Source organism: Microcystis sp. LEGE 08355, from assembly GCF_015207185.1.
GTDB lineage: Bacteria > Cyanobacteriota > Cyanobacteriia > Cyanobacteriales > Microcystaceae > Microcystis > Microcystis panniformis.
On record NZ_JADEXI010000491.1, the window covers coordinates 1 to 3,513 of the forward strand.

Sequence of the window (3,513 nt, forward strand, 5' to 3'; positions counted from 1 at the left end):
GAGATGATGTTGTTTCCGTAGAGTAGAGAACCAGCTACAGGCTCGCGGATACCGTCGATATCTACGGGAGGAGCGGCGATAAAGGCGATGATGAAGCAGGTGGTGGCGGTGAGCAGGGTGGGGATCATGATGACACCGAACCAACCGATATAAAGACGGTTGTTGGTGCTGGTGATCCACTGGCAGAACTGCTCCCACAGGGAAGCGCTCTCGCGCTGTTGTAGAGTGGTGGTCATTGGTTTATGATTCCTATTAAGTTATCGAGGTACGATTGATGATGTCTCTATCTTAGAGAGTTTGTAACGGTTTGTAAAGGGGTTTGAAACTATTGTTACTTATATCATTGATAAGCTGAGGTTATGAAACGGGTCGAGTGCGGTTGGGTCTTTTCTGATCTAAGATTGAAGACATGACTCGACAACCTCACGATCAATTTGCCAAACAATACCTAGAAGAATTGCTGTCTCCTCTGGGAAAGGTGGAAGTCAGCAAAGAGGTGGCGGATGAAACCCGTCAGGTGGATATTTTCTTCTCTCCTCACCCTAATATGCGGGGAAATGCTCAATCTTTGGGTCTTTTAGGGCAAATGGTGACAACAAGCACTTTGCTTGAGCCTTTTCGCAATGCTCCCAATCGAACGGAAATTCGCAACTGTATCTTAAAACTGTTTTCGATTTTCGCTGAACTTCAACGGAAAGGGAAACGGGAAAAAACTGAGTTAAACGAGGATGACTTACCTAAATTATGGATTTTGGCTACTTCTATTAGTTTCCAGATACTAGAGAGTTTTGATGCTAAATTAGAACTAGAAAACTGGACAGAAGGGATTTACTTTTTATCTCCCTCTCACCGAACGGCAATTGTAGCGATTAATCAGTTACCTATTACCCCAGACACTTTACTGTTAAGATTGTTGGGACGGGGGAAAACCCAAAGCCAAGCGGTGAGAGAGTTGCTTGAGTTGCCTTCTGGCGATTCCTTCCGTCAAAATGTCATGGAATTATTGATTAGTTGGCGTGTGAGTGTTGAAGTTAATAATCTTTTAGAATCAGAAGATAGGGAGGTATTTATGGCTTTATCTCAATCTTATTTAGAGTGGAAAGAGGCGACTAAACGGGAAGGACTTCAACAAGGACTTCAACAAGGACTTCAACAAGGACTTCAACAAGGACAACGACAAATTATTGAAAATTTAATGCAAGTGAGGTTTGGAGAATTGGATGAGTCTTTAATAAAAGTCATTGATGAGTTGCTCAAGTTATCACCGATGGAGTCTAGTCGTTTATTATTGGAGTCTTCACGGGAAGATTTAATCAGACGATTCCTCTCTGAATAAATTAATTAAGGTTCTTCAGTTTGTGTTATGCAAGGGACGGAATTATAAGAGATGAAACCCTTATAGGGAATGACATTTAGCGATATTTGTCAATCTAGGACGAACTAATCGATTAATTCTCTTGCTAGACAAGAATTTAGTCGATTTATGCCACCCGATCAAACCATACCAGGTAACGAAGAACCAAATTAACAATCTTTTAGAATCAGAAGATAGGGAGGTATTTATGGCTTTATCTCAATCTTATTTAGAGTGGAAAGAGGCGACTAAACGGGAAGGACTTCAACAAGGACTTCAACAAGGACAACGACAAATTATTGAAAATTTAATGCAGGTGAGGTTCGGGGACTTGGATGAGTCTTTAATAAAAGTCATTGATGAGTTGCTCAAGTTATCACCGATGGAGTCTAGTCGTTTATTATTGGAGTCTTCACGGGAAGATTTAATCAGACGATTCCTCTCTGAAAACTAAAAATAATTCGATAATCGTAAGCAAGAGTACAAGACCATAACTCTCCTAAATTACACCTTAATTTATGGGTTTTTAAAGACGGTGTAAATGGCTCTTCGTCCAGTTTTCTAAGTAGGGTTTGCGGCAAAAAGTAGGGGCGAAGCATTCGGATAGGAAATCTACGGTTTCAGCGATAGGTTATGCCCGAATGCTTCGCCCCTACAGGACGTAAGGTTTTGAACCACAATTCTCTCAAAATCCTGCACCTGTTATAGTCATTTCAGATAAGTCTAATACACTCTATACCGACAAAACCCTTATGAACTCTGGGATTAATATTCTCAATTTTAATTGAAATGACTATACCTTACTGACCGCAGATTCCGCAAAGCTTCCACGATCGAGCGTTGACCCGCATCTTCATCAAGGTAGAGCCGGATTTGACTCATTACAATTCACCGGCTCGATATCGGGATTCCCAGTCTTCACAATCGGCTCGGTAAGCATCGATATCGGCTTCTATCTGTTCTTTATTCGCGTGATAATACGCTAGAGCGCTATAAATTTGAGCCAGATTTAACTGAGGATACTCCCTAGCGATCGCTTCGGCACTCATTCCCGTTTTATGATCCATGACTAAACTTTGAATCGTGATTCTAGTTCCCGCGATCCGGGGACGGGAATTACAAATATCCGGACTAGCCACAATAAATTCGCTAATATCAATGCCTGTAGCCATATTTTCGCCTAAAGAAGTCCCTTTTATTGTAGCTCGATCGATACATCTGAACAACAAAAAAGCACCCCTTTTCGAGGATACCCTTTTATCTAATGATTTAGACGCTAACTGATTGAAATGCCAAAAATAGGGAGTTTATGGACTTTCCACTCAAAGTTAGGTTAGATTATGACCGTTTTTTCCTCAAAAAACCCACCAGAGAAAACAGCCCTAACCCTAAAATAGAACTAGGCTCCGGTACAGATTGATTATTTTGTGGATCTAAACGAGCGATCCAAGCTTCAGAATTACCACTAGGGTTAATTCCAGTACCCACAATTGTTAACCCATCAGCAGAAATTGCCGTCGCATCGCTTAAAGTCCAACCCGTTAAATTTAAACCATAATCATTCGTTAAAACCTCTTTTAGGCTCCGCATTCCTAGGGTACTATTCCAGATGAATGCCTCACTATTATTAGCACTATTACCTCGACCAACAATAACAGACCCATCTGCTGATACTCCATTAGCACTGCTATGGAAACTCCCCCCAGGTAAATCTCCTAGTCCTACCATCCCCGTTGCTTGTGTCCAACGGAATGCTTCAGTACCATTAGCACTATTGCCGAAACCAACAACAACAGACCCATCAGCTGATACTCCATTAGCACTGCTATGGAAACTCCCCCCAGATAAGTCTCCTAGTCCAACCATCCCCGTCCCTTGTGTCCAACGGAATGCCTCAACACCATTAGCACTACTGCTCGAACCAACAATAACAGATCCATCTGCTGATACCCCAAAAGTCTGGCTAAAGAAATTACCCCCAGGTAAGTCTCCTAGTCCCACTATCCCTGTTGCTTGCGTCCAACGGAATGCTTCAGTACCATTAGCACTACTGCTCGAACCAACAATAACAGATCCATCTGCTGATACCCCAAAAGTCTGGCTAAAGAAATTACCCCCAGGTAAGTCTCCTAGTCCCACTATCCCTGTTGCTTGCGTCC

Annotated in this window: 3 protein-coding genes and 2 pseudogenes; 2 read left to right on the forward strand and 3 right to left on the reverse strand. The window is 42.2% G+C overall.

Annotated features, from left to right (window positions below; genetic code table 11):
• Positions 1–236: pseudogene (locus tag IQ242_RS19830) on the reverse strand (photosystem II q(b) protein); the annotation flags it as partial.
• A 173-nt stretch (positions 237–409) separates the two neighbouring features.
• Here IQ242_RS19830 and IQ242_RS19835 point away from each other — a divergent pair.
• Positions 410–1,336: a hypothetical protein gene (locus IQ242_RS19835; protein WP_193961144.1), complete on the forward strand. Its 927-nt coding sequence runs from the start codon at positions 410–412 to the stop codon at positions 1,334–1,336.
• Positions 1,337–1,520: 184 nt separating this feature from the next.
• Positions 1,521–1,808: pseudogene (locus IQ242_RS19840) on the forward strand (hypothetical protein); the annotation flags it as partial.
• Positions 1,809–2,235: 427 nt separating this feature from the next.
• Here the strand turns inward: IQ242_RS19840 and IQ242_RS19845 are convergent.
• Positions 2,236–2,526 (reverse strand): DUF433 domain-containing protein, encoded by a 291-nt coding sequence (locus IQ242_RS19845; RefSeq protein ID WP_043996900.1) that lies wholly within the window; start codon positions 2,524–2,526, stop codon positions 2,236–2,238.
• Between the two features lie 166 nt (positions 2,527–2,692).
• A partial coding sequence (locus IQ242_RS19850; RefSeq protein ID WP_193961146.1) for a PEP-CTERM sorting domain-containing protein occupies positions 2,693–3,513 on the reverse strand: 821 nt, incomplete at its 5' end.